The sequence below is a fragment of the Pseudomarimonas salicorniae genome (assembly GCF_023156535.1).
In the GTDB taxonomy this organism is placed as follows: domain Bacteria; phylum Pseudomonadota; class Gammaproteobacteria; order Xanthomonadales; family Xanthomonadaceae; genus Pseudomarimonas; species Pseudomarimonas salicorniae.
In genome coordinates, this window is sequence record NZ_JALNMH010000001.1 from 150,048 (window position 1) to 170,444 (window position 20,397).

Consider the following 20,397-nt stretch of genomic DNA (forward strand, 5'->3'; position numbering starts at 1 on the left):
CTTCGAGGTCTGCTCCGATGGCCGCGCGGAAAAAGAAATCGGCTGCCTGCGACGTGGTCGTCGTCGGCAGCTACAACCAGGACATGGTCTGGCAGGCAGCGCGCCTGCCGGCGCCGGGCGAGACCCGGATGGGAAGGTTCTCAAGCGGCCCCGGCGGCAAGGGCTTCAACCAGGCGGTCGCCGCGGCACGGCAGGGCGCCCGCACCGCCTTCATCGCCGCCCGCGGCAACGATGCCCTGGGTGAGCGCGCGGCGGACACCGCCAGGGCCGAAGGCATCGACGCCCGCTGGCAGCAGGTCGCCGGCGAGGCCACCGGGACGGCAGCGATCTGGCTCGACGCCGCCGGGCAGAACTCGATCGTGGTGGCGCCGGGGGCGAACTCGCTGCTGGCGCCGGCCCACGTACTGGCCCAGCGCGAGACCATCGCCAGCGCCCGCGTGCTGCTGACCCAGCACGAGGTGCATCCGGTGGCGAGCCTGCGCGCCCTGCAGCTGGCCGGCGAACTGGGCCTGCTGCGCATCCACAACCCCGCCCCGCAGCAGGACGGCGCGGCCTATCGCGCCCTGCTCGCCGAGTGCGAGCTGCTGACCCCGAACGAGAGCGAGTTCGCCGCCCTGGTCCGTGCCCACGGCGCCGAGGTCGAGGCCTCGGCCATCGCCAGCCTCGCCGATGAAGACCTGCACACGCTCTGCCGCCTGCTGCCCGTGCCCAGCGTGGTGCTGACGTTGGGCGCCGCAGGGGCTTTCGTCTCCCACGCCGATCCGACGCGCTTCCACGACGTCGCTGCGGCCTACCGGGTCCCCGGGCAGTCCGCCCACGTGGTCGACACCACCGGGGCCGGCGACTGCTTCAACGGTGCGCTGGCAGCATCGCTGGCTTGCGCGGTGGACTTGGCGCTGGCCACCCATGTCGCGCAGGCGACCCGCTGCGCGGCCTGCTCGGTCGAATCCCACGGCGCCGCCGCATCGATGCCCACGAGGGAGCAGGTGGGTCGACGCTTTCCAGGCTGACGCCGTCCCGTCCCCGGGCTGCCAATGTGAACCGAATCCCGGCGTGGCTCTTGCGATTCGCCGCGCCGACCCCGATCTTCTCCGGCGGAGAACGACCATCAGTCCTTCACCCCGCCTGCACGGCGTATCCCGAGTCTAGTCCCAAACGATTTCCAGGAGTTCCATCCATGCGTCGCATCGGCCTTTTCCTGTTGACCAACCTCGCGGTGATCCTGGTACTCGGGGTCGTGCTGCGCCTGCTCGGCGTCGACCGGGTGCTGGACGAATCGGGCAGCGGGCTCAACTACACCAACCTGCTGATCTTCGCCGCGGTGTTCGGCTTCGGTGGCTCGTTCATCTCGCTGGCCATGTCGAAGTGGATGGCCAAGCGCTCGACCGGCGCCGAGGTGATCACCCAGCCGCGCAACGAGACCGAGCGCTGGCTGCTGGCCACCGTGCAGCGTCAGGCCGAGAAGCTCGGCATCAAGATGCCGGAGGTGGCGATCTTCCACAGCCCGGATCCGAACGCCTTCGCCACCGGCATGACCAAGAACAGCTCGCTGGTCGCGGTCAGCACCGGCCTGCTGCAGCACATGAACGCCGACGAGGTCGAGGCGGTGCTCGGCCACGAGATGGCCCACGTCGCCAACGGCGACATGGTGACCCTGGCCCTGGTGCAGGGCGTGGTGAACACCTTCGTCATCTTCGTCGCCCGCATCGTCGGCCACACCGTCGACCGTGTGGTATTCAAGAACGAGGAGGGTCACGGCATCGCCTATTTCGTGACCTCGATCCTCGCCGAGATCGTGCTCGGCATCCTCGCCACGATGATCGTCGCCTGGGTCAGCCGCCAGCGCGAGTTCCGTGCCGATGCCGGCGGCGCCGCTCTGGCCGGCCGGATGAAGATGATCGCAGCGCTGGAGCGCCTGCGTGCCGCCCACCCACAGCCGCTGCCTGGCGAGATGGCCGCCTTCGGCATCTCCGGCATCCGCATGGACGGCATCAAGAAGCTGTTCTCGACCCATCCGCCGCTGGAGCAGCGCATCGAGGCGCTGAAGAGCCAGACCCACTAAGTCGGTTGTTTCTCATCTCCGCACGAACGCCGCCTTCAGGGCGGCGTTCGTGTTTGGGCGCCTGAAGACTCGGCGCAACGCGCCAGCCATTGAGTGCGCTTTTTCAGGAAAGCACTCGGGCGACCTCCGCGGCGCGGCGGACCGTTGCGTCCAGTCCCCTGCCGGAAATCCAGCCATCTTCGCTGGTCTCGATTGAGCAGATAGCCGCCAACCGCGAGGCTACGCCGATCGGCGGCTGGAGATTTCGCTGCCCGAATCCCCTTGACCAGAGCAGGCATGGGAAGGGGAAGATCCGTGAGCAAGCCGAAGACCTTTGCAAATCGACTATCCGACTGGGTCACGCGCCTCGCGTTCATGAGCCTGATCCTCGCGCCCGGGGCGCAGGCGCAGATTCTCGAATTCAAGTCGTCCATCAGTCAGCTCACCCGGCTGGCTGGCCTTAGCCATGGAGCCTGGAGCCCCGGCGGCCAGCACCTCTACGTCGTGGCCGACCAGGACGACACGCTGGTGCAGTTCATTCCTTCAGCAGATGGCAGCCTGGCCTTCGGCCAGGTCCTGCGCGATGGCGTCGCCGGCGTGGACGGCCTGGAGGGCGCCGCCGCCGTGGCGATCAGTCCCGGCGGCGAGCACGTCTACGTGGCGAGCGGCGAGGAGGACGCACTGGCGGCGTTCGCCCGCGACGGCGCCTCGGGCGAGCTGACGCCCGTCGAGGTCCTGCGCGATGGCATCGACGGCATCGACGGCCTGCTGGGCGCCCGCTTCCTGCTGGTCAGCCCCGATGGCGCGCACGTCTACGTCGCTGGCCGCGACGACGACGCCATCGCGGTGTTCTCCCGCAACGCCACCACCGGTGCGCTCAGCTTCGTCGAGGCCTTCCGCCGCCCGGCAGACCTCGGCTCGCCGGTGCAGGTGGCGATCAGTCCGGATGGCGCGACGCTGTATGCCGTCGGCACGTCCACCAGCAGCCTCGCCGTGCTCGAACGTGACGCCGGCACCGGCGCATTGAGCTTCCTGCAGAAATTCGAAGCCTACCTGTTCGGCACCCAGGATCCCGATGAAATCGCCGGCATGCTCAATCCGACCGCGGTGCTGGTGAGCGGCGACGGCGGCCAGGTCTACATCGCATCGCCGATCGACGACACGGTCCTGCGCTTCGACCGCGACGCGGCGACCGGCATGTTGACCTATGCGGACATCATCGAGGATGGGACGGGCGGCGTCACCGGCCTGAATGGCGCAACCTACCTGTCGCTCAGCCCGGACGGCGCCCACCTCTATGTGGCGGCGCGCATCGATGATGCGGTCACCACGCTGGGCCGCGATGCGGGCACCGGCGCATTGAGCTTTCTGGCCACCCAGAACGGTGGCGTGGCCGGGCTCGACTTCGTCGAGACGGTGCTGGCCAGCCCCGACGGCGCGCTGGTCCACGGCATCAGCGGGCGCGACCGCAGCCTGGTCGCCTTCAGCCGCGACGGCGCAAGCGGCCTGCTGACCTATTCCGCCATTCGCGAGGAGCCGCCGACGGACGTGGCCGGCCTCGACCAGATCCGCTCTGTGGCGGTGGACGCCGGCGGAACGCGGATCTATACCGCGGGCTCGCGTGACAACGCCCTGGGCGTGTTCGCTCTGGACCCGGGGGAGCAGACACTTCGGTTCGTCGAAGCACAGCGCAACGGCGTTGACGGCGTGCGGGGCCTGACCTCGGTGAACGACGTCGTGGTCTCGCCGGACCGGCGCCATGTCTACGCGGTGTCGCCGGTGGAGCATGTCATCGCGACCTTCAACGTGATCGGAATCGACGGCGAGCTGCAGTTCGACAGAACCACCTCGGCCCCCGGCATGGGCGGGGCCAGCGCACTGGCCATGAGTGCCGACGGCCGGCACCTCTACGTGGCCGGCCGCTCCGACGATGCATTGGTGGTGTTCCGGCGGCATGAGCCCAGCGGGCATCTGCGTCGCCTGGAGACCCATGTCAATGGCGAGAATGGGCTTGCCGGCCTGGTCAGCCCGGACACGATGGCGATCAGTCCCGACGGAACCCTGCTGCTGGTCGCCGCGGCCTTCAGCAGCCAGCCCGTGGCGTTCAGTCGCGACCCGCAGACAGGGCGCCTGCTGCATGAGCCGGTGAGCATGGCCAAGGGGTTCGGGTCGGCGGCACGGCGCATCGTTTTCTCGCCGGATGGCCTGCACGTCCTGATCGCCACCGAGTCGCCCCAGCGGCTGCTGGTGCTGCGCATCGACTTTTCCACGGGCGCCCTGGTTCTCACTGAGGTGCAGCGGCTGGAGGACACCGGCACCGGCTTCAGCATCAGCGAGGACGGCACCACGGTCACGGTCACCGACGCCGACACCGCCAGCGTGCAGGTCTTCTCCCGGGACCCGGGCAGCGGGCTGCTCTCGCTGGTGGATACGGCCACCCACGGCCAGGCGGGCGTCAGCGGGGTGTCGGACCCGGCGCCGGTCGAGGATCCGCCGGACTCGCTCGCCCACGTGATCGTCGGCGACCGCGACGGCTCGCTGGCCCTGTTTGCCACCGCGGCGGCGCCGGTGCCGGGGGCGATCGACGTTCGGATCGACAAATATCTAAGCGAAGCGGGGGGCGGAGCTTCCGGAGGCGTTGCCGGCTTCGACATCCATGTCTACAACAAGCGAAACGACTCATCGGCCTCGGTGTTTCTCGAGGATCTTCTGCCGGCCGGTGCCCTTGGCGGCACCTGGCTCGTGCTGGATCAGAATCGATCCAGCCTCAGCACGGAGGACCGTGGCGAGGGCGACCTGCGTTTGGGCTTCCAGCTCGACCCACGCGGCAGCGGTCCACAGGGGCTGGCATTCGTGCACATCCTCTACGTGATCCAGGTTCCGCCGGGCCTCCGATACTTCAACCGCGCCACGGCCACCGCCGAGGGTGACATCAACCCCAAGGACAATATCGCCGGGCATAACAACCTGCCATGGCCGCTCCTGGCGGACGGGTTTGAAGACTTTCTCGACGACTGAGTGCTCGCTCGATGCGGCAGGCAGGCAACCCAGCCTGAAGGAGACCCGATGAATGATCATGGCTACGCGGGGCATGCGCCGAGTCGCTCATGCTGGCTGGGCGGCGTGCTTTGCGCAGCGCTGGCAGGCGTAGCGGAGGCCCAGCCCGTACCCATCGGCGACCAGTTCCAGCTCAACAGCCGGATCGCCGGCTTCCAGTCCAACCCGAGCACGGTGGCGGTGCGCGACGGCTTCCTCACCGTCTGGAGCAGCGCCGACGACGGCCAGTCACTGATCGTCCTGCAGCAACAGGACTTCGGCGGCCGACCTGTTGGCGCAGAGGTGCAGGTCAATGAGCTCACCCAGGGCGCGCGAGGCTTCCCCGACGCAGCGGCGAGCGCACTGGTGGGCTCGGCGGTGGTGGTCTGGGCCGGGGATGGGCGTTGCTGCGAGGAGGGCTTCCAGGACGGCTCCCTGCAGGCGATCCACGCCCGCCGCATGTTCGTCGACGGCACTCCGGTAGGACCGGTGTTCGAGGTCAACCAGATCGGCGCCAACCAGCAGCAGCGCCCCGCCGTGGCGATGGACGGCAGCGGTGGCTTCTTCGTGGTCTGGGAGTCGTTCGGCAACAGCGTGCTGAACCCGTTTCCCGACAAGGGCTGGGCGATCCGGGGCCGGCGCTACCGTCTCGATGGGGTGCCGCGACCGGCCGACCTGATCAAGGATGAGGCCAAGGGCGTCAGCGAGCCCGGGGATGAGTTCGAGGTGAACACGTTCACCACGGGCGCCCAGCAGCGACCGGCCGTCGCCAGCAACTTCTTCGGCACCACCCTGGTCGCCTGGCAAAGCGAAGGCTCACCGGGAAATGATGACCAGGGCCTCAGCATCCAGGCCCGCTGTTTCGGCAGCACCGGCAGCCCCGGGGTGCAGTTCCAGGTCAATACGACGATTGCCGGCGCGCAGTCGCGACCCGCGGTGGTCTTCGGTCGGTCACGGGCGGTGGTGGCGTGGGAGAGCCTCGAGCCGTCCGCGACCAGCACGCAGAGCATGATCCGCGCCCAGGTCCTCGACTCGAGCTGCAGCCCGGTGGGCAGCGAGATCGAGGTCAATACGAGCATCGGCCTGTTCCCCGGCAACCCGCGGGTGGCCATTGATCTCGCCGACAACTTCGTGGTCATCTGGGAGGACGCGTTCGCCAACCCGGACAGCTCCGAGATCCTCGCCCAGAGCTTCGACCGCGACGGGCACCGCATCGGAGGGGAGATCCGCGTCAACCAGGCGCTCGGCTTCACCAGCACCGTGCCGACCGTAGGCGTCTCTCCGCAGGGGCTGCTGTTCGCAGTCTGGGAGAGCGATGGATCGCTGCACGGCGATGACGACCGCACCAGCATCCAGGGCCGCAGCCTGCAGCCGATCCTGGAGGACACCATGGACCGTCCCCCCGATGCCTTCGACCTGGTCGGCAACCTGATCTGGGTCGACGAGAACCAGGACGGCCTGCGCGATGCAGGAGAGCCGCTGTATCCGCTCCGGGGCCTGGTGGAACTGCGGGATCAGACCGGCGCGGTAGTCGACGTCACCTTCTACACCCCCTGGGCCGCCGGATATGCGTTCACCGGGGTACCGTCGGGAAATTACCGGCTGTTCTTCCGGATCGCCCCCGATGCCCTGACGGTCAAGGACCAGGGCATGGACGACGAACTCGACAGCGATGCCGCCCCCGGCACCTATCTCACCGACCTGTTCGCCCACGTGGCCGGCACGGTGGACGTCAGCCGCGATGCAGGCGTGGTCTCGGCACGAGGCCCGGCCATCGGCAACTTCGTCTGGGAGGATCTCGACGAGGACGGCATCCAGGACGGCGGCGAGCCCGGTGTCGGGAACGTGGAGGTGCGGCTGTTCACCTCCAGCGGGGCGCTGGCCGGCGAGACCGTGACCACCGACCAGGGATTCTACGAATTCCTCGATCCCGAGCAGGGCGAGTACTACATCGAGATGCGCCTGCCGCCGGGCTACGCGGCAACCCGGCTCGATCAGGGCCTCGACGATGGCAAGGACAGCGACCTCGACCCGGTCTCTCTGCGCACCGCGGCATTCCTCTACTTCCAGGGCACTGTCGACGACACCCGAGACGCCGGCCTCGTGCCGCCATTGTTCGCCGACGGGTTCGAGGACCGCTGAGCGTCAGTCCGTTCCGGAACCCTCCAGCGTCGACAAACGCTGGCGAGTACTCCGCGTCTGCGGGTGCTCCGCCCCCTGCCGCAAGGTTCGCTTCTGCAGCGCGTACTTGAACATGTCCCTCGCCTCAGCCAACTGTCCGCGTAAAGCGAGGATCTCGGCGACCGCCTCGACGGCCGCCAGCGTTCCGGAATGGTCCTCGCCCTGTGTGCGGGTCCTGATCGCCAGCACCTCGCGCGCGATCGCCTCGGCCTCATCGAGCCGCCCCTGACCCGCCAGGGCTTCCGCGAGGTTCGAACGAACTGCCAGCGTCTGGGCTGCCTCCGGCCCCGACAACCTGATGCGCGGAGCGAGGGCGTCCCGGGCCCATGACTCAGCCTCGGCGAAAGCCCCGGTTTTGGAAAGCAGCCCGCTCAGCTGGTTTCGCGCTACCAGCGTGTTATGGTGCTCCGAGCCATGCACCGCAGTGCGCCGCTGAACCAGGTCGCGCACCATGCCGAGCGCCTCAGCATACCGCTGCTGCTGTTCCAGCACGTGGGCCAGGTGACCGATGCCCACAAGGGTCACCGGATGGTCCGGACCGAGAACGCGCGAACGCGCCTCGACGACCTCACGCAGCATCTTCTCAGCCGTCCCGGCGTCGCCCTGCCTGAGCAGGTCCATCGCCAGGTTGGCCTTGGTCACCAGCGTATCCGGCGCCTCCATCCCCTGGGTTCGCTCGAGGATGGCCAGCGCGCGGCGGTTCAGCTCGGTGGACTCCTCGTAGCGGGCAAGGCGCCCGAGCACCCAGGCCAGGTTGATCATCGACACCACGGTCTTGCGATGGGTCTCTCCCAGCACGCGAATCCGCCTTTCGAGCAGGTCGCGGTCCATCTCCGCGGCCTCCTCGTAACGACCCGTTTCGCCAAGCTGGAAAGCCAGGTTGCTGAGTGCGTGCAGGGTCTCCGGGTGGTCGGATCCGAAATGCCGGCTGCGTCGCTCGACGGCTTCACGCGCCAGGGCCAGGGCCTCATCGCGTCGGTCGAGCGCGAACAGGGTTTCGCCCAGCTGGTTCATTGCGTGGAGGGTGGCGTCGTGGTCGTCGCCGAGGAGTCGCCGGCGTCGCTCGAGTGCATCAGCCAGAAGCGCCGCGGCCTCCTCGCGTTCGCCCGATTTCGCCAGGGCTTCGGCAAGACCCACCGCGTAGTCGATGGTGGGGACGGCCTCCTCGCCCAGCCGGGCAATGGCGTGCCGATGTGCGCGGCGCTGCAGGGCGACAGCGTCGGCGTAGCGCCCCTGCTCATTGTGGATGCGCCCCAGCAGGTGGACGGCGGCGAGCGTCGGCAGACCGGCATCGCCGTGCAGCGCCTCGCGTCGGGCCAGGTTTCGCTCGGCGAATTCCGCGGCGCGATCGAAGAGGCCGAGTGCAAGATAGGTGGCGGCATAGGTTCGTAGAAGGTCGGCCTGGATGCGGGGCTGGTCAGAGAGCGAGTCGATTCGTGGCTCGAAGCGCTCCAGCAATCCCACCACCGTGAGATCCTTTCCCTCGCGCTCCGGCGCCGGCGCGCTGAGGAATTCGTTCAGCAGCATCAGCGTCTGCTGCGCTCGCTGCGCCTCGTCGCGGGCATGCATGAAACCGACTGACGTGCCGACCAGTCCGACGATGAGGCTCAGGATGAGCAGCGCCGTCACCGCCACGCCGACGCGGTGCCGGGCCACGAATCTCGACATGCGATAGCCCGCGCTGGGCGGTCGGGCCTCGACGGGCTGGTGCGCCAACGCCCGCTGCAGGTCGGCGGCCAGCGCAGAGGGCGACTCGTAGCGCCGCTCGCGGTCCTTCTCGAGCGTCTTGAGAAGAATCCAGTCAAGATCGCCGCGCAGGGCCCGGACCAGGGCCTGCATCGAGGTCTGCCGCTTGCCCGCCAGTTCCTCGGACAGGCCGGCCGCACGCAGGCTGGGACGCGGCGGATCGGTCTCGGCAATCTGCCGGAGCATCGGCAGCAGCGGTCCACCCTCCCCCGCAAAGGGCGTGGTGCCGACCAGCAGTTCGTAGAGCAGCACGCCGAGGCTGTAGACATCGGCCCGGGTGTCGATGTCCAGGGTTGCGCTCGGGTCGATCTGCTCGGGACTCATGTACATCGGCGAGCCGATCAGGCCGCCCTCGGTCTTCAGCGTCTGCTCGTTGACCCGCAGATCGGCCGCGCGTGCGATGCCGAAGTCGATGATCTTGGGGATCGCGCGGCCATCCTGCTCGGTGACCAGCACGTTGGCGGGCTTGATGTCCCGATGGATCACGCCCTTCTGGTGCGCGTGCTGCAAGGCAGCACACAAGGTCGTGAAGAGTTCGATGCGTGCGCGCAGGGTCAGTCTACGGCGGTCGCAGTAGTCGGTGATCGGCTCCCCGTCGATCCGCTCCATCACCAGATAGGGGTCGCCGCTTTCGGTGGCGCCGGCATCGAGAATCTGGGCAATACCCGGGTGCTGCAGCAGTGCCAGCACCTGACGTTCGGCTTCGAACCTGCGGACAAAGCTGGCGTCGATGTGATCGCTGCGGATCAGCTTCAGTGCCACGTGCCGGCGTACCGGTTCGAGCTGCTCGGCCAGGTACACGGTGCCGAAGCCACCCTCGCCAAGCGGCTCGATCAGCCGGTAGCGGTCGATCACCGCAGGATGGCCTGTCGTTTCACCGCTGCGCCCCACCGGCGCACCCAGCGCCATCACGCTGCCGCTGACCGGACGTTCAAGAAAGCCCGCCTCCTGTGCGAGTTCGGCCGCGGCCAGCAGGCGGAACACGCGTTCCTTCATCGCTGAGTCGGCACCGGTCTCCCGTTCGACGTAGCCGCGTCGCGCATCGTCGGGCAGCGCCAGAGCCGCCTGGTAGATCCGGAGCAGTTCGCGGTCCTCGCTCATGGTCCTTCGATCGCCTGAAAGAGCCAGCCACGCGCTGCCTTGATCTCGGCATGTATCGTCGCCGGGGACAGTTCGGTCACCGCGCAGATCTCGTCGATGCTGAGCCCGCCGAAGAAGCGCATGACGATGATGTCGGACTTGCGTGCATCAATCGCCGCAAGCCGGCTCAGTGCCTGGTCGAGGGCCACCAGCTCGGAGTCACGGGGCTGGTGTGCGACATGGCTCAGGCTCACCCGCAAGAGGTCGCCACCGCGCTTTTGCGAAAGACGCTGTCGCGCCTGGGCGACCAGCAGATGCCGCATGACGGTCGAAGCGTAGGAGAAGAAATGCCGGCGGTCGGGCCAGTCCGGCACCTGGCCGCTGAACATCTGCAGGTAGGCCTCGTGGACCAGCTCCGTGGTCTGCATTGCGGGAACGGGGCCTTCGCCGCGCATGTGTCGGCTGGCGAGCTCCTTGAGCTGCCCATACACCAGGGCCATCAGCCGGCTGCGCGCAGCAGCGTCTCCCTGCCGCGATCTGCCTAGCAACTCGGTCACCGCGTTCGGCTTGAAATCCTCAGGCATGCCCGCGCGCCTGTTCGACGGCGCGGCCGGTCCCGCGCGCACGTATGGCGCGAAGCTACGTCGTTCCGTGGGGGGGTGCAACAGCACCGCGCAAAGCCAGCGATCCCGAACCAACCGTCGGAACGGGCATCGGTCGCATTGCGCGCATCGCGGCAGCAAGCAGCCCCGCCGGGCTCAGCGCTCAAGCTTGCACGGCCTATCGGACACCGAAACTGGCTGTGCGCTCTTGGTCTGCCGCCCCGTTGGCCGCCATCGAGGCGGGGCGCTGCCCAAGCGCTGGAGCAATGGATCTATCGATTTGCGAGAGGCGCCGCGGGGCCAGGTCCACCTCTCAGGACTCGGGCACATCGGCACGACCCGCAGCCGTCGGCCTGTCATGGGTGGCGCGCTGACGGTACTCAGCCGGTGACATGCCGTAGTGCCGCTGAAAGGTGCGGCGCAGGGTTTCCACCGAGGCGAAGCCCAGCTGCTGGGCGATCCGGGCCAGTGGCAGGTCGGTTTCTGCCAGTCGGCGGGCCACCGCCTCGCAGCGCAGCTGCTCGACCAGACGCGAGGGCGGCAGGCCCAGCTCTTCGGTGAAGCGTCGCGTGAAGTTGCGCGGACTCATCGCCGCGCGCTCGGCCAATACGGGCACCGACAGGTCCTGGTCGAGATGATCGCTCAGCCACTGGACCACCTGGCGCAGGCGCTGGTCGCTGACCGCCTGGGTGGCGAGGGTGCGACTGATCTGCGCCTGGTTGCCCGGCCGCTTGACGAAGACCACCAGCTGGCGTGCCACTTCGAGGGCGGTGGCCAGGCCGTGGTCCTGCTCGACCAGGGACAGGGCGAGGTCGATGCCCGCGGTGACGCCGGCCGAGGTGTAGAGGTTCTGGGCCGAGCGCACGAACAGCGCGTCACGATCGATCCGCGCCCCACGCGCCACCCGGCGCAGCGAATCGAAGTGCGCCCAGTGGGTGGTGGCCGGGCGCTCGTCGAGCAAGCCGGCCCGCGCCAGCACCAGGGCACCGGTGCAGATGCTGGCCAGCCGGGTGCCGGCGCGATGGGCCTGCTGCAGCAGGGCAAGCAGGTCGCTGTCGCGCGAGGCCGCCTCCCAGCCGATGCCGCCGGCCACCAGCAAGGTGTCGGCGCTGCGTGCCCAGTTCCAGTCTCCGACCGCCACCAGGCTGAGCCCGGAGGAGGTGCGAACCGGCGCCGCGCCGCGGCTGGCGATGGCCACCTCGTAACACAGACCGCGCTTTGCGCCGGTGTCGCGCAGCACGCGAGCGGCGCGTCCGAAGACCTCCAAGGGCCCGGTGATGTCGAGCACCTGGGCATCGTCGAAGGCAAGGCACACGACCCGGTGAACAGACACTTCCATCGCCCCCCTACTTCCGGCACCCGCCGCCGCGGACAAGCTTGCCTCGGATCGCGCCAAGGCACCCCTGAGCACCGCGCCGGGCGCACTGCGGCTGCCAATAATCGGTGGCATCCGTGACCCCACGCAAGCCGCCGACCGCCATGTTCGAGGATATCCGCTTCGCCCTGCGCAGCCTGCGCCGGGCCCCCGGCTCCACCCTTGCCATCGTGCTGATCCTCGGCCTCGGGATCGGGCTCAACACCGCCGTGTTCAGCCTTTACGACGGCATCGTGGTTCGCGCGCTCGACTACACCCACAGCGAGCGCCTGGTCTTCCTGCAGCAGTACGCCGAGGACGACGCCGGTCAGGCATTCGGCTTCTCGCCGATCGAGCGCGCCGACTACGCAGACCTGCCCGGGCTCGACGCGCTGGAAGAGTTCCACACCATGTCCTTCACCGTGCTCGGCCTCGACGAGCCAGTGCGCGTGCAGACCGGGGTGGTCTCGGCCTCGTTCTTCCAGACCCTCGGCGTGCAGGCCCAGCACGGTCGCCTGTTCCGCGAAGGAGAGGACGCCTACGAGGCGGCGCCGACGGTGCTGCTCAGCCACGAGTTCTGGCGCCGCCAACTGGGGGCCGACCCGGCCGCGGTGGGCCGAACGCTGACCATGAACGACCGCGCCCACGAGGTGATCGGCGTGCTGCCGCCGATGGTCCAGCTGCCCAATGCCAACGATCTGTACATCACCCTCGCCCATTGCCCGACCCGTTCCAATCCCGACAACTACGGCCGTCGCGACTTCCGTCTGCTGCAGCTGGTCGGGCGGACCGCCGTCGGCGTCGATGCCGAAACGGTCGCCACGCAGCTCGCCACCCGCGCCGCCGCGCTGCGCACCAGCCATCCGGGCGACTACCCCGGCGAGCGGCCACCGCGTGTGGAGGCCCAGCCGCTCAAGCAGGTCTTCGCCGCGCGTTTCACCGATACCGGACAGCTGCTGCTGGGCATCGCCGCCCTGGTGCTGGCCGCGGCTCTGGCCAATGTCGCCAACCTGACCCTGTCGCGCCTGGCCCGTCGCAGCGCCGAGCTGGGCGTGCGCGGCGCGCTCGGCGCCAGCCGGCTGCGCCTTGCGCGGATGCTGCTGGTCGAACACCTGCTGCTCGGCCTTGCCGGAGGCCTCGCCGGCTGTCTGCTGGCTTCGCTGGCGGTGGGCTGGATGCGTGATCACGCGCTGGACTTCACTCCGCTCGCCGCCGACGTCGGTCTCGACTGGCGTGTGCTGGGCTTTGCGCTCGGCCTGTCGCTGGTGGTCGGCTGCCTGGTCGGCCTGCTGCCCGCCCTGGGCTCGGGTCGCCTCAAGCGTCCGCTGCTCGCCGGCAGCTCGGCGCGCGGCAGCAGCGAGGCGCTGCCCGCGCGGCGCCTGCGCGCCGGGCTGATCGTCGCCCAGCTGGCGATCTCCCTCGTGGTCGCCACCGCCGCTTCGCTGATGCTGCGCAGCCTGGCCGCCCTGCACGCCGAGTCGCCGGGTTTCCGCATCGACCAGGTGGTCAGCGCGCGGGTCGAGATGAATACCGCCAGCTATCGCGAACTGCCGCGGCGCATCGCCTTCGTTGATGGTCTGCGCCAGCGCCTGGCCGCCGCGCCCGGGATACAGGCGGTCTCGGTCTCTCTGGCCCTGCCGATGCAGGCTTCCGGCGCCTTCATGGAAACCGCTGTCAGCCTGCCGGGCCGCGGTGACCTCGACCCTGCCCAGCTGCCAGCGGCCGATTTCCGCATCGTCGGCGAGGGCTATTTCGACACCCTCGCCATTCCGCTGCGCAGCGGCCGCGCGTTCACCGCCGCCGATGATCTGGCCGGACGACCGGTGGCCCTGGTAAACGAGTCAATGGCCCGCGCCTACTGGGGCGATCGCGACCCCACCGGGCACAGCCTGCTGCCTGCGATGAATATGTCCGGCTTCACCGAGCTGGCCGGCTTCGAGGTGCTTGGCGTGGTCGGTGACGTGCGCCAGTACGGACTGCGCGACAGCGAGGGGCCGGCCTTCTACGTGCCCTACCGTCAGGCACCGATGCGCCAGGTCCGGGTCACCGTGCGCGGGCCCGGCGGCGAGGCGGCCCTGAAGCGGTCGCTGCATGAGGCCGTGCGCGCCGAGGATCCGAACCTGCCGGTCGACCAGCTGCTGACTCTTGGCGAGGTCCGCGACGCCGACCTCGCACCGACCCGGCTGGTCGGCTGGCTGCTTGGCTGGTTCGCCGCCCTGGTGATCGGCGTTTCTGCGGTGGGCCTGGCCGGCCTGGTCTCCTTCGACGTCGAGCAGCGCCTGCGCGAATTCGCCATCCGCATGGCGCTGGGCGCCGGCGTGCCGGGCCTGCGCCGTCGCCTGCTCGGCCAGGCGCTACGCCTGGTCGCCCTCGGCGTCGGCATCGGCGCGGTCGGCGCCTGGCTGGTCGGACTGCGCCTCGAGTCGCGGCTGTTCGGCGTCGGCAGCGCCGACCCGCCGAGCTTTCTCGCCGCCGCCGGCGTCCTGCTGGCCTCCGCCGTGATCGCCAGCCTGCTGCCGACCCGAAGGCTGCGGGCGCTGAGCCCGAGCAGCGTCCTCAACGACGCCTGAGGCAACCGCCGTGATCCCGAATCATCCCGCCCGCCTGGCCCTGCTCGGCCTGCTCGCCCTCCCCTCCTGCGCCGCCGAGGAGGCCCGGTTGGCGTGGCCCGGCGACACCGACAGCTGGCCGGTCGTCGGGCTGACCCATGCCCTCCAGTACGAGGCCGGCGGGCAGACCACCTTCAACCTGGTGCGGATGGACCCGGCGGCCCACGCCCGCTACCTGCAGACCGGACGCTTCCCCATCGGCAGCATGCTGGAGCTGGAAATCCGCCGCTCGCGCGATGACGCCGAACCGGCGCGCAGCGGCCGCTTTGCCGGCGAGGTGCTGAGCCGCTCGCTGCACGTCAAGGACGAGCGCGCCGGCCCCGGCAGCTGGACCTTCTACAGCCGCAGCGGCGGGACGGGTATCCCTCTGCCGCGCAGCGCCGAGTGCTACGGCTGCCACGCCACCCACGCCGCGCACGACCAGGTCTTCACCCAGTTCTATCCGGGGCTGGGGCGCCGCTAGGTGCCTGCCGGCACAGTCACCGGCCATTTCGCCGGGTCCGGCATGCTCTACCCTGTCGGCAACGCCGACAGGAATCGCGCATGGCCCTGCTGCAGATCGACCGCCACGACGCCTTCGCCGTGGTCCGTCTCAACCGCCCGGAAAAGCGCAACGCGCTCAGCTTCGACCTGCTGCGCGCGCTGCGTCGGACAGCCCGCGAGCTGGCTGCGGATCGCGTCCTACGTGGCGTGGTCCTGTGCGGTGCCGGCCCGGCCTTCTGCGCCGGCATCGATCTCGGTGAACTGGGCAATCCGCGCAACCGCCTGTTCGCCTTCTGGGAACTGATCCGCCCCGGGCGCAGCCTGTTCCAGCAGGCGATGCTGGTCTGGCGCGAACTTCCGGTTCCGGTCATCGCCGCGCTGCGCGGGCCCTGCTTCGGCGCCGGTCTGCAGCTGGCCCTGGCCGCTGATCTGCGGGTAGCGGCGCCGGACGCGCAGCTGTCTGTGATGGAGGCGCGATGGGGCCTGGTCCCGGACATGGGGCTCAGCACGACCTTGCGTGGTCTGGTGCGGGCCGACGTGGCCCGCGAGCTGACCTTCAGCGCGCGCCAGGTACCGGCCGCAGAGGCGCAGGAACTGGGCCTGGTCAGCCGACTGGCCGAGGATCCCGAACGCGCCGCGCTCGAGTGGCTGGCCAGCTTCGCCGAGCGCTCCCCCGACGCGCTGCTCGCCGCCAAGCGCGTGCTCGACGCCAGCCTGGGGCGAAGCCCTGCACGCGCACTGGCGGCGGAGAAGCGCTGGCAGCTCAAGCTGCTGCTGGGCCGCAATCGCGCACTGGCCGTGCGCCGCGAGCGCGGCGCCGGCGACGCTGACTACGCGCCGCGCCAGTTCGGCCCCTGAGCCTTCGCAGGCTACGAGACAAGCGCAGGCATACTCGGGCAGCCCCGAACGCCCCGCCCGGAGCCCATCCCATGTCGCTGAAGGATCGCCAGCCCCTGCTCATGCGCCGCGTCGACGAGCCGGAGTGGCGACGCTGCGGTCGCCGGGTCTTTCTGGATGCCGCTGCGGACGAGCTCGCCGGGCGTCAGGTCTATCGCTATGCCTCGCTGGCCGAGACCCTTCTGTGGCTGCGCCAGGGGCGCAGCGGCTTTGCCCGGCCGGCCACCTGGCCGGACCGCTACGAACGCTTCGTCGCCGAACGGCTGTGGACGCCGGAGGGACCACTGGCCCGGGTCGGCGCCTGGCTGAAGTGCCTGAGCTTCGAGTTCGGCTCGGAAGCCCTGTGGCGGACCTATGCCGGCCATGGCGGCGTGCTGCGCATCGGCCTGCGCCTGCGCGACCTGGTGGCCGAGCTCAACCGGCTCGCACTGCCGCGCGGTGCGCGGGTGATGGTCGGGCGCTGCCGCTACCTTGACGAACGCGACCTGCACCGGGCCCTGGAACGACTGAGCGCCCGCCTGCAGGCCGGCGAGGATCCGCTGCCGGTGGCCATGCAGGCCCTGCTGCTCAAGCGCTCGGGCTTTGCCTGGGAGAACGAGCTGCGCATTGCCGTGCTCTGCCCGGATAGCGAGGATCCGCCAACGGTAATGCCGGTCGAGGGCCTGCGACCCGACCGCCTGCAGAGCGTGGAGATCGACCCCTACCTGCCGGCCTGGCAGGCCGCCGAATGGCAGGCCGCGCTGGCCTCGCTCGGCGATTGGCCGGGCCGCATCCGCCAGTCCGGCTTCGACGCCGAACCAGCCGCCGCGCGGCGCTGAGGGTAGCGCGGCGCAACGGGCAATGCGGGCGCGAAGAAGACCCTCCGCAATACCCGAATGTAGGAGCCAGCTTGCTGGCGATCATCCCATCCAGGGCGCCTATCGCCAGCAAGCTGGCTCACATGCAACGGCGTTGCCGGGTCCGGTTTACGCCGCAAAGCAGACCTTGCCGCAGTCAAATTGTGGGAGTGCCCTTGGGCGCGACCGCGGCCCATCGGATTTACCACAGACCGAGGTCGGAGCGGATCTCCGCGGTCGCGCCCAAGGGCGCTCCCACAGTCGGGCTTCGTCGGGCGTCGGCGAAGCCTCATGGGGTGTGCCTTGGCGCACCGATACGGGCGTTCGGACGGTATGCCCGGTGCGGCAAGCCGCACCCTATGAACGTCTTCTTCGCGCCCGCACCGGCCGTTGCCCTTCAACCCTGCCCGCAGCAGCCCGCTACCAGTCCTGCTCGGCCAGCCGCCGGGCGCTTTCGGGGTCGGCGGGACGGGCCTCGATGCCGCCGACGTCGCCCACCAGGATGTGGAACCGCGTGCCGTCGACCAGGGGCAGATAGGCGCTGCTGCCGTAGTCGGCGGCGAAGATCGGCAGCTGGCTGGCGAAACGGCGCTTGAGCCGCCAGGCATCCCAGGCGCTGTCGTCGGCAAGCGCGTGCACGCTGCGCTCGGCGCTGCGTTCGGCCTCGATATCCGAATAGCGGCCAGAGAGCCGGTCCGGCTGGTAGAGCCGTGGCGCACCGAGCAGGGCGGCGGGCAGCTTCCAGCGCAGCAGGCGGACGTCGAATTGCCATTGATCACCGCGCAGCGCATAGGTCGTCGGCACCTCGGCCGGGAGGCTAAGCGTCACTTCGAAGTGCTGGGGGCCGATCTCGCGCACCGCCAGCTCGGCGATGAGGCTGCCGGCCCGCCACGGCCGGTAGTGATGCACGGCCGCGGCCAGCAGAATCGCGAGCAAGGCGACTGCCATCAGCATCGACGCCATGCCGCGGCGCAGGACACGGAGACCGCGCCCGCGCGCAGGGGCGGCGGGTGCCGCCGCTGGCGGCCAGCTCCAGATGGCGAGCATGCCGGCGGCGAGGGCCAAGAGGGCGAGCAGGGTGGCGGCGGACATCGATCCGATCGAGGGGGGCCCGTCCGCAGACTACACGCAGCCGGACCATCGACGCAGTGAGCAGGGGCGGTGCCGTCCGGTCAGCGGCGCGTGGGCATCAAGAGAGGAGGGAGAGCCGCCTGCGCACCGCCGGTCGGCGGTGTTCGAGGGCCGGTTGCGGCGACCGGCCACGCCCTGCATCGGATCGGCGCGCCTTGCGGCGGCCGGCTCAGGCAGCGTCGCTGTAGACCACGATCTCTTCGATCTCGCCCCATTCGTCGTCATCCACCACCTGGTGGCGGACGACGGCCTGCGGGGCCTGATCCTCACCCTCGGATGGCGGATAGCCATCCATGCGGGTGTCCTCGATCTCGGGCTGGGTCGGGTCGACCAAGTGCATCCCTCCTGATCTGCGGGATGGCCATGGAGCAGGTCAACGCCTGCCCGGAAGGCCGCGGGCAGTATGCACCGAGGCGGTGCATGTCGTGAAGGAAACGTGCCTCGCGGCGACGAGCGGCGCCGCGTCGGGGTCGACCGGTCTCAGCTGGCCGGTTGGCTGACCAGCCAGTCGCGGGCGGCGTTGGAGTCGTTGGCGATGCGCTGGGCGTCATCGGCGCCGTCGCCATTGGCCTGGCGCAGCTTCATCGTCACCTCGTCGCCGTAGCGGGCCTTGAGCGGGGCGACGCAGGCCTCGCGCATGGCGCGGGCCAGATCCTCGGATTCCAGGCGGGCGGCGCGCGCGAAGTCGCTGGGCCGGCCACGGACGTTGAGATAGAGCTCGTCGGCGGCGTGCGCTTCGGCCAGGTTCTCGGGCGCAGCCGGCGTGGACAGGTGCACGAGGAAGTAGGTCGACATGGTGTTCCCCTCTTCGTCTGGACTGGAAGTATGCCGCAGAGCGCCCTGCCCGCGCTGTCCGGGAAAACACCCGCGTTTCAGTCGAGCCCGAAGAAGCTGCGGATCCGGCTTCTGATCGCCTCCTGCGCCGAGACCGGACGGCGCTCGCCCGGGGCTCCGGCCTCAGCGCGGCTGTCGAGCTCGCTGCTGCGCCGCGAGATGATCCGGGACAGCTCCTCCGCCAGGTCCGGCCGCGCATTGAGTATCCGCTGCAGCGCGCCCTTCTCCAGGCGATAGCACAGCACGTCGCTGCGCGCGGTGACCGTCGCTCGACGCGGCTCGCCGGTCATCAGACCCATCTCGCCGACGACGCTGCCCGACTTCAGGGTCACCACGTGCTGGCGCCGGCCGTGGGCCTCGGTCCAGACGTCGGCCTCGCCATCGACCAGCAGATAGAGGAAGTGCGCCACGGCGCCCTGCCGGGTGATGGTGTCTCCATGCACGAAGGGGCTTTCGATAAGCGCGTCGGCGACCTCCTCGCGCTCTTCGTCCGAGAGCACCGAGAACAGCTCGATCTCGCCCAGCGCGCGCAGCCGACGGGCCTGGTCGTCGGCGCGCTGGGCGGCCCGGCGGGCATCGTTTTCCTTGATCACCAGCCGCTCCTCGCGGACCACGGCCAGTGCTATGCGATGGCGAGCAAGGGCCGCCAGCGCGTGCATGCGCACCTCGGAGTCGGTGGGGTCGTCGGGGCGCGGATCCTCGATCCAGTAGCGCAGGGCCCAGCGGGCGAACCCGTGCCCCACCTCCATCAGCACCGCGCTGGGCGCTGGATCGGGCACCACATTGGGAATGTCCGCCCCGCGCACGGCATCCTCAAGCACCTTCTGCACCTGGGTGGGGGAGGCGCCGATTTCGATGTTGAACCAGACCCAGCGTCGCCAGCGGATCCGCTGATCGCGGCGTGACCCGATCACGGTGAACAGGTTCTTGACCAGCCAACCGTTGGGAATGATCACCGTCTCGCGGTTGCGCGTCTCCACCGCGGTATGTCGCCAGCGGACATCCACGACCTGTCCGGCGACGTCGCCGAAGCGCACCCAGTCGCCCACCTTGACGGAGTCGTCGAGCTGCAGGACGACGCCACCGAGGACATTGCCGAGGGTGTCCTGCATCGAGAACGCGAGCACCGCCGTGATCACCGCGGAGGTGGTCAGCAGGCTGGCCAGGTCGACGCCGATGCCGTGCAGCCAGAACAGCAGCCAGGCGACGCCCAGCGCGGTGGTTACCAGATCTTCGACGATCCGCGGCAACTCGAAGCCGAGCCGTGGCAGGAAAACCCTGAACACCCAGTTTCCGCCAAGTCGGATCAGGGCGGCGCCGATGCCGAACAAGGCCGCACCCGAGCACAGCGAGGCGGCCCGGTCGAAGCCGGCGCGATCGAGCAGCGCGGCCAGACCGTCGATCAGGACGAAGAGGATGACCAGGACCAGCACGTTGCGGATGCCCGCGCGGTCGGGCGGTTTCAGCGCAAGCAGGCCAAGGCCGAGGGCGAGGGCGATGGCCGCCCCCACCAGAACCTCCTCTTGCCACAGCCAGCCTGCCACGTGCGCCCCGCCTGCCTGGTCCG

At 69.6% G+C, this 20,397-nt stretch carries 15 protein-coding genes; 8 read left to right on the top strand and 7 right to left on the bottom strand.

Going from position 1 to position 20,397, the window contains the following annotated elements; translation table 11 throughout:
* Nucleotides 1-17: 17 nt before the first annotated feature.
* From M0G41_RS00650 to M0G41_RS00665, 4 genes are all read left to right on the top strand, one after another.
* Nucleotides 18-1,010 carry a ribokinase gene (locus M0G41_RS00650; RefSeq protein WP_248204177.1) on the top strand — a complete coding sequence of 331 codons (993 nt, stop codon included), beginning with the start codon at nucleotides 18-20 and terminating at the stop codon, nucleotides 1,008-1,010.
* Nucleotides 1,011-1,177: 167 nt separating this feature from the next.
* Nucleotides 1,178-2,062 carry a protease HtpX gene (htpX, locus tag M0G41_RS00655; protein WP_248204179.1) on the top strand — a complete coding sequence of 295 codons (885 nt, stop codon included), beginning with the start codon at nucleotides 1,178-1,180 and terminating at the stop codon, nucleotides 2,060-2,062.
* Between the two features lie 294 nt (nucleotides 2,063-2,356).
* Nucleotides 2,357-5,059, top strand: coding sequence for a lactonase family protein (locus M0G41_RS00660; protein WP_248204181.1), 2,703 nt, complete (start codon nucleotides 2,357-2,359; stop codon nucleotides 5,057-5,059).
* Between the two features lie 48 nt (nucleotides 5,060-5,107).
* A complete protein-coding gene (locus M0G41_RS00665; RefSeq protein WP_248204183.1) occupies nucleotides 5,108-7,219 on the top strand; it encodes an SdrD B-like domain-containing protein in 2,112 nt (703 codons plus the stop codon).
* Nucleotides 7,220-7,222: 3 nt separating this feature from the next.
* On the opposite strand, the gene M0G41_RS00670 is transcribed toward M0G41_RS00665, so the two are convergent.
* From M0G41_RS00670 to M0G41_RS00680, 3 genes are all read right to left on the bottom strand, one after another.
* Nucleotides 7,223-10,105, bottom strand: a complete 2,883-nt coding sequence (locus tag M0G41_RS00670) for a serine/threonine-protein kinase (protein WP_248204186.1) — start codon at nucleotides 10,103-10,105, stop codon at nucleotides 7,223-7,225.
* A complete protein-coding gene (locus tag M0G41_RS00675; protein ID WP_248204188.1) occupies nucleotides 10,102-10,668 on the bottom strand; it encodes an ECF-type sigma factor in 567 nt (188 codons plus the stop codon). The genes M0G41_RS00670 and M0G41_RS00675 overlap by 4 nt, the downstream gene beginning before the upstream one ends.
* Before the next feature lie 331 nt (nucleotides 10,669-10,999).
* Nucleotides 11,000-12,025 carry a GlxA family transcriptional regulator gene (locus M0G41_RS00680; protein WP_248204190.1) on the bottom strand — a complete coding sequence of 342 codons (1,026 nt, stop codon included), beginning with the start codon at nucleotides 12,023-12,025 and terminating at the stop codon, nucleotides 11,000-11,002.
* A gap of 113 nt (nucleotides 12,026-12,138) precedes the next feature.
* Here M0G41_RS00680 and M0G41_RS00685 point away from each other — a divergent pair, with 113 nt between their 5' ends.
* The 4 genes from M0G41_RS00685 (at nucleotide 12,139) to M0G41_RS00700 (ending at nucleotide 16,847) form a co-directional block, all read left to right on the top strand.
* Nucleotides 12,139-14,610: an ADOP family duplicated permease gene (locus M0G41_RS00685; RefSeq protein WP_248204192.1), complete on the top strand. Its 2,472-nt coding sequence runs from the start codon at nucleotides 12,139-12,141 to the stop codon at nucleotides 14,608-14,610.
* 10 nt (nucleotides 14,611-14,620) lie between these two features.
* Nucleotides 14,621-15,112 (top strand): cytochrome P460 family protein, encoded by a 492-nt coding sequence (locus M0G41_RS00690; protein ID WP_248204194.1) that lies wholly within the window; start codon nucleotides 14,621-14,623, stop codon nucleotides 15,110-15,112.
* Between the two features lie 80 nt (nucleotides 15,113-15,192).
* The gene (locus M0G41_RS00695) at nucleotides 15,193-15,990 is read left to right on the top strand and encodes a crotonase/enoyl-CoA hydratase family protein (protein WP_248204196.1); all 798 of its coding nucleotides are present in this window, start codon (nucleotides 15,193-15,195) and stop codon (nucleotides 15,988-15,990) included.
* Between the two features lie 71 nt (nucleotides 15,991-16,061).
* Nucleotides 16,062-16,847, top strand: coding sequence for a hypothetical protein (locus M0G41_RS00700; protein ID WP_248204197.1), 786 nt, complete (start codon nucleotides 16,062-16,064; stop codon nucleotides 16,845-16,847).
* A gap of 438 nt (nucleotides 16,848-17,285) precedes the next feature.
* On the opposite strand, the gene M0G41_RS00705 is transcribed toward M0G41_RS00700, so the two are convergent.
* The 4 genes from M0G41_RS00705 to M0G41_RS00720 form a co-directional block, all read right to left on the bottom strand.
* The gene (locus M0G41_RS00705) at nucleotides 17,286-17,957 is read right to left on the bottom strand and encodes a hypothetical protein (protein WP_248204200.1); all 672 of its coding nucleotides are present in this window, start codon (nucleotides 17,955-17,957) and stop codon (nucleotides 17,286-17,288) included.
* Between the two features lie 208 nt (nucleotides 17,958-18,165).
* A complete protein-coding gene (locus M0G41_RS00710; protein WP_248204201.1) occupies nucleotides 18,166-18,330 on the bottom strand; it encodes a hypothetical protein in 165 nt (54 codons plus the stop codon).
* A gap of 146 nt (nucleotides 18,331-18,476) precedes the next feature.
* Entirely contained in the window at nucleotides 18,477-18,791 is a 315-nt protein-coding gene (locus M0G41_RS00715) for a hypothetical protein (RefSeq protein ID WP_248204203.1), read from the bottom strand.
* A gap of 77 nt (nucleotides 18,792-18,868) precedes the next feature.
* On the bottom strand, nucleotides 18,869-20,374 hold the full coding sequence (locus M0G41_RS00720; RefSeq protein ID WP_248204204.1) for a cyclic nucleotide-binding domain-containing protein: 1,506 nt from the start codon (nucleotides 20,372-20,374) through the stop codon (nucleotides 18,869-18,871).
* Nucleotides 20,375-20,397: the final 23 nt, after the last annotated feature.

Coding starts and splice junctions, on each gene's coding strand:
- M0G41_RS00680 (WP_248204190.1), bottom strand. CDS start 12,025: ATGGAAGTGTCTGTTCACCGGGTCGTGTGCCTTGCCTTCGACGATGCC.
- M0G41_RS00705 (WP_248204200.1), bottom strand. CDS start 17,957: ATGTCCGCCGCCACCCTGCTCGCCCTCTTGGCCCTCGCCGCCGGCATG.
- M0G41_RS00700 (WP_248204197.1), top strand. CDS start 16,062: ATGTCGCTGAAGGATCGCCAGCCCCTGCTCATGCGCCGCGTCGACGAG.
- htpX (WP_248204179.1), top strand. CDS start 1,178: ATGCGTCGCATCGGCCTTTTCCTGTTGACCAACCTCGCGGTGATCCTG.
- M0G41_RS00650 (WP_248204177.1), top strand. CDS start 18: ATGGCCGCGCGGAAAAAGAAATCGGCTGCCTGCGACGTGGTCGTCGTC.
- M0G41_RS00675 (WP_248204188.1), bottom strand. CDS start 10,668: ATGCCTGAGGATTTCAAGCCGAACGCGGTGACCGAGTTGCTAGGCAGA.
- M0G41_RS00665 (WP_248204183.1), top strand. CDS start 5,108: ATGAATGATCATGGCTACGCGGGGCATGCGCCGAGTCGCTCATGCTGG.
- M0G41_RS00695 (WP_248204196.1), top strand. CDS start 15,193: ATGGCCCTGCTGCAGATCGACCGCCACGACGCCTTCGCCGTGGTCCGT.
- M0G41_RS00715 (WP_248204203.1), bottom strand. CDS start 18,791: ATGTCGACCTACTTCCTCGTGCACCTGTCCACGCCGGCTGCGCCCGAG.
- M0G41_RS00670 (WP_248204186.1), bottom strand. CDS start 10,105: ATGAGCGAGGACCGCGAACTGCTCCGGATCTACCAGGCGGCTCTGGCG.